The following is a 4,416-nucleotide window of genomic DNA, read 5'->3' as shown; positions in this document are numbered from 1 at the left end:
CAAGGAAGGCGGCGATGTCGGCGTCGGCAAGGTCCGCGCCCAGAATCCGGTCGAAGGCGTCGGCTGCGGCCACCGGATCCAGCGGCCGCAGCGGGTCTGGCAGGCGCGTCACGCCGTCAGCCCCTCCGGCGTGCGGTGCGCGATGCCCGCGATATCCAGGAAGTTCGCCAGCAGCCGGTGGCCATGTTCGGTGGCGATCGATTCCGGGTGGAACTGCACGCCGTGCAGCGGCAGGTCGCGGTGCTGAAGCCCCATGATGATGCCGTCGGTTTCAGCCGTGATCTCCAGCACTGGCGGCAGGCTGGCGCGATCGACGATCAGGCTGTGATAGCGGGTGGCGGTGAAGGGTGACGGCAGCCCCGCGAACACCGACCGGCCTTCGTGGAAGATCGGGCTGGTCTTGCCGTGCATCTGCGTGGGCGCGCGCACCACCCGCCCCTGAAAGGCCTGCCCCAGCGCCTGATGCCCCAGGCAGACGCCGAACAGCGGCAGGCGCGTGTCGGCGGCGGCGGCGATCAGGTCCAGGCAGATGCCCGCCTCGCTGGGCGTGCACGGCCCCGGCGACAGCAGCACCGCATCCGGCTTCAGCGCCAGCGCCTGCGCCACCGAAAGGGCGTCGTTCCGCACCACCTCCACCTCCGGCCCCAGTTCCATCAGATAATGGACCAGGTTGAAGGTGAAGCTGTCGTAATTGTCGATGACGAGGATCATGAGGCCCCCGCCGCGATTCCCAGGAAGTCGGCGGCCTTCAGGCTCGCGCCGCCCACCAGCGCACCGTCGACATGCGGCACCGCCAGCAGCTCCGCCGCGTTGGAGGGCTTCACCGAGCCGCCATAGAGGATCTTCACTCCCGCACCCACCACGGCCCGGATCGCGGCATGCACTTCGGCGACCTGCGCCACCGTCGGCGTCAGCCCGGTGCCGATCGCCCATACGGGCTCATAGGCGATCACCAGCGCGGCCAGCCCCTCGGGCACCGAACCGGCCAGCTGCCGCCGGATCACCGCCAGCGTCTCGCCCGCCTCGCGCTGGGCCAGCGTTTCGCCGATGCACAGGATGGGCGTCAGCCCCGCGCGCGCCACGGCGGCCGCCTTGGCGTTCACGATGGCGTCCGTCTCGCCATGGTCGGTCCGCCGCTCGGAATGGCCGACGATGATATGGCCCGCGCCGGCGTCGGCCAGCATTTCGGCAGACAGGTCGCCCGTGTGCGCGCCGGAAACCTGCCAGTGGCAATCCTGCCCGCCGATCGTCACATGCGATCCCGCAGCCCGCGCCGCGAACGCCGCAATCAGCGTGGCCGGCGGGCAGACCAGCAGTTCGCAGCCGGCGGGCGCAGGCGCGGCGATCAGCGCCTCCAGCTCGGAAAGGCTCGCCTTCAGGCCGTTCATCTTCCAGTTGCCGGCAATCAGCTTCACATCTGTCCCCATCGCTGGGCCGCCATGTTCAGGCGGCGCTCAGGCGACCCTCTAGACAGGGAGGGCCGGAAACGGCAACCCACAGGCCTCGCATGAACCGGTCCCGCCTTGCTTCGGCGATCCTCGCCCTCTCGATGCTGGTCGTCGCGCAGATCCTTGCGCCTGCCGCGCGGGCGCAATCGCTGCTGCGCGATGCGGAAACCGAACAATTCTTCCGCGACATCGGGGAGCCGCTGATGACGGCCGCCGGGCTCGATCCCCGCGCCGTCTCCATCGGCCTCGTCGGCTCGCCGGAAATCAACGCCTTCGCCACCCTGGGGCAGAGCGTCTATTTCTACACCGGCCTGCTGGTGGCGGCCGACGATGTGCTGGAAGTGCAGGGCGTGCTGGCGCACGAACTCGGCCATGTGGCCGGCGGCCATGCCGTGCGCTTCAACGAAGGCGTGGCGCCCGCCACCAACATCACCCTGCTGTCGCTCGTGCTGGGCGCGGCCCTGCTGGCGGCCGGCGCGGGCGATGCCGGGATGGCGGCGATGATGGCCGGCCAGCAGGCCGCGCAGGGCAAGTTCCTGGCCTTCAGCCGCGAACAGGAAAGCCGCACCGATCAGGCCGGCGCGCAATATCTGCAGAAGGCCGGCGTGGACGGGCAGGGCATGATCAGCTTCTTCAAGGAGCTTCAGGGCCAGGAATATCGACTCGCGATCCCGCAGGACAACGCCTACAACCGCACCCACCCGCTGTCCGGCGAACGGGTCAGCGCGCTGCAGCATGTGCTGGAACAGTCGCCGTCGTGGAAGAAGGGTGCCGATCCGGCGCTTCAGGCCCGCTACCAGCGCATCCGGGCGAAGCTGATCGGCTATGTCTCCGAACCGAAGGACACGCTGAAGGCCTATCCCCTGTCCGACACTTCCGCCCCGGCCCGCGTTGCCCGCGCCTATGCCTTTCACAAGCTGGCCGAGCCCGAAAAGGCGATCGCCGAACTCGACGCCCTGCTGAAGGTCACCCCCAACGACCCCTATCTGCTGGAAATGAAGGGCCAGGTGCAGCTGGAATCGGGCCGCGTCGCCGATGCGATCCCGCCCTTGCGCGAAGCGGTCGCGCGCTCGAACGGGAACCCGCTCATTTCCGGCATGCTGGGCCATGCGCTGGTGCAGTCGGGCGAACAGTCGGGCAGCAGCGCCAGCTTCGAAGAGGCTGAAAAGGTGCTCCGCGCCAGCCTCGCGCGCGATCACGACAACCCCTTTGCCTGGATGCAGCTGGAAACCGTCTATGAACGGCGCGGCGACAAGCCCCGGCTGGCGCTCGCCACGGCAGAGCGGCTGACGCTGACGGGGGGCAACCCCATCGCCGCCCTCAATTCCGCGCAGGTCGCGGTTCAGGGGCTGGAACAGGGCACGCCGGAATGGATCCGGGCCCAGGATATCGTGCAGCTGTCCCGCAACAGGCAGGAAGACATGGCAAAGGAACGCCGCCGTTGACCGACACCGAAGTTTCCGCCGAATCCGAATCCCGCCCGTCGGGCTGGGCGCGCGCGAAGGCCGCGCTGATCCCGCCGTCGGCCGCGCACTGGGGCTGGTGGGCCGCCGGCCTCGGCATGGGCCTCACCATCGCGACTGTCGCGGTCACGCTGGCGGGGCGCAGCGTCTCCGCCCCGGCCCCCGCCGGCGGCAAGGCGATGGAGCTGGCCGTGAAGGATGCCATCCTCGCCAACCCGGAAGTGATCCCCGAAGCCATCAACCGCCTGCAGCAGCGCGAGGTGGAAAAGCTGCTCGCCTCGAACCGGGAAGCGATCGAAACGCCCTTCGCCGGCGCCTGGACGGGCGCGAAGGACGCCGATGTCGTGCTGGTGGAGTTCTTCGACTACAACTGCCCCTATTGCCGCCAGTCCGTCGCGGATGTCGAACGGCTGCTGGCCGAGGATCCGAAGCTGAAGGTCGTCTATCGCGACATGCCGGTGCTGGGGCCAGACAGCGAGCGCTTCGCCCGCGCCAGCCTGTCGGCGGCCGAACAGGGGCGCTATCGCGGCTTCTATTCCAACGTCTTCCGGGGGCAGGGCGCGCTCAGCCAGGAACGGCTGATCCGATCCGTCCGCGCCGCCGGCCTCAACGAGGCGCAGGTCGCGACGGATCTGTCCAGCAAGGCGATCGAGGCCGAGATCCGCAAGAATCTCGATCTCGGCCGCGCGCTGGGCCTCACCGGCACGCCCTCCTATGTGGTGGGCAACCGCATCCTGTCCGGTGCCGTCGGCTACGAGGAACTGAAGGCCGCGATCGAGGAGGCACGCAAGGCCGACGCGGCATAGGGGGGCCATATTCTGCCTCCGGCGGGCAGGGAAATGATTTCCCTGCACCCCCAGACTTTCCGTCGCGCGCCCATCCCGGACCCGCGCGCGTGAAAACCGACATTGCCTGCGGCGCAACGCAGCTCTCTCCCCCTTCCAGGGGGAGAGCTGGAGAGAGGGTGCGCCCCCCCCGGGGGGCAGCCTTGCGTCTCCAACGCTGTCCTACATTGCTCTGACAATATACCAAAATGGTTGCCTTAGATACGATGGAGCAACCAATGAGCAAGATTTTCATTCCCGCCTTCGTCGCCCTCACCGGCTGCGCCACACTTCCGGCTGCCGCCCCGCAGCCGGGCGACGCGGAAATCCGCCTCGCCCTGTCAGCTGCGGAAGCCTCGCTCCGCCAGCTGGTGCTGGATGTTCGGGATGACGCTGCCGTACCCGATTATGCCGGCTCGCTCGCGCGGCTGGACGAGGCGAGGGTCACGGTGGCCACGCAGGCGGTGCTGGGTTCCGCGACTTATGGGGCGGTGCGAACCGCCGAACGTGCGCTGCTTGGCGTGACGCTGAAGGTCTGCGCAGACGGCGTGGAGAAGATGGCGGCTGGCGGGCGCGCCGATGCGCAGGGCTACGCGCAGGGGCAATTGGGGTTCAGCTGCCTTGTGCCACTGTCGCTGTTCGCGGTGCGCTAGGGGGGGCATCCGGCCGGCCGCATCAACT

The 4,416-nt window shown here is 68.8% G+C and carries 5 protein-coding genes; 3 read left to right on the top strand and 2 right to left on the bottom strand.

Annotated features, from left to right (window positions below):
- Window positions 1-108 precede the first annotated feature (108 nt).
- Together ACE3O8_RS12940 and tpiA are read right to left on the bottom strand one after the other, a co-directional pair.
- Window positions 109-711 (bottom strand): aminodeoxychorismate/anthranilate synthase component II, encoded by a 603-nt coding sequence (locus ACE3O8_RS12940; RefSeq protein WP_374390385.1) that lies wholly within the window; start codon window positions 709-711, stop codon window positions 109-111.
- Window positions 708-1,427 carry a triose-phosphate isomerase gene (gene tpiA / locus ACE3O8_RS12935; RefSeq protein ID WP_374390383.1) on the bottom strand — a complete coding sequence of 240 codons (720 nt, stop codon included), beginning with the start codon at window positions 1,425-1,427 and terminating at the stop codon, window positions 708-710. Before tpiA ends, ACE3O8_RS12940 begins: the two co-directional genes overlap by 4 nt.
- Before the next feature lie 80 nt (window positions 1,428-1,507).
- On the opposite strand from tpiA, the gene ACE3O8_RS12930 reads away from it, so the two are divergent.
- The 3 genes from ACE3O8_RS12930 (at window position 1,508) to ACE3O8_RS12920 (ending at window position 4,388) form a co-directional block, all read left to right on the top strand.
- Complete coding sequence (locus ACE3O8_RS12930; RefSeq protein ID WP_374390381.1) at window positions 1,508-2,893, top strand: M48 family metalloprotease; 1,386 nt, start codon at window positions 1,508-1,510, stop codon at window positions 2,891-2,893.
- On the top strand, window positions 2,890-3,717 hold the full coding sequence (locus ACE3O8_RS12925; protein WP_374390379.1) for a DsbA family protein: 828 nt from the start codon (window positions 2,890-2,892) through the stop codon (window positions 3,715-3,717). The genes ACE3O8_RS12930 and ACE3O8_RS12925 overlap by 4 nt, the downstream gene beginning before the upstream one ends.
- Window positions 3,718-3,974: 257 nt before the next feature.
- Entirely contained in the window at window positions 3,975-4,388 is a 414-nt protein-coding gene (locus tag ACE3O8_RS12920; RefSeq protein WP_374390378.1) for a hypothetical protein, read from the top strand.
- The last annotated feature ends 28 nt before the right edge of the window (window positions 4,389-4,416 follow it).

Origin of the sequence: Sandaracinobacter sp. (assembly GCF_041909755.1) — a bacterium.
In the GTDB taxonomy this organism is placed as follows: Bacteria; Pseudomonadota; Alphaproteobacteria; order Sphingomonadales; family Sphingomonadaceae; genus Sandaracinobacteroides.
Note: the sequence above shows the minus strand (reverse complement) of the source record. Positions and strands in the feature narration are given on the sequence as shown.

Coding starts and splice junctions, on each gene's coding strand:
- ACE3O8_RS12940 (WP_374390385.1), bottom strand. CDS start 711: ATGATCCTCGTCATCGACAATTACGACAGCTTCACCTTCAACCTGGTC.
- tpiA (WP_374390383.1), bottom strand. CDS start 1,427: ATGGGGACAGATGTGAAGCTGATTGCCGGCAACTGGAAGATGAACGGC.
- ACE3O8_RS12930 (WP_374390381.1), top strand. CDS start 1,508: ATGAACCGGTCCCGCCTTGCTTCGGCGATCCTCGCCCTCTCGATGCTG.
- ACE3O8_RS12920 (WP_374390378.1), top strand. CDS start 3,975: ATGAGCAAGATTTTCATTCCCGCCTTCGTCGCCCTCACCGGCTGCGCC.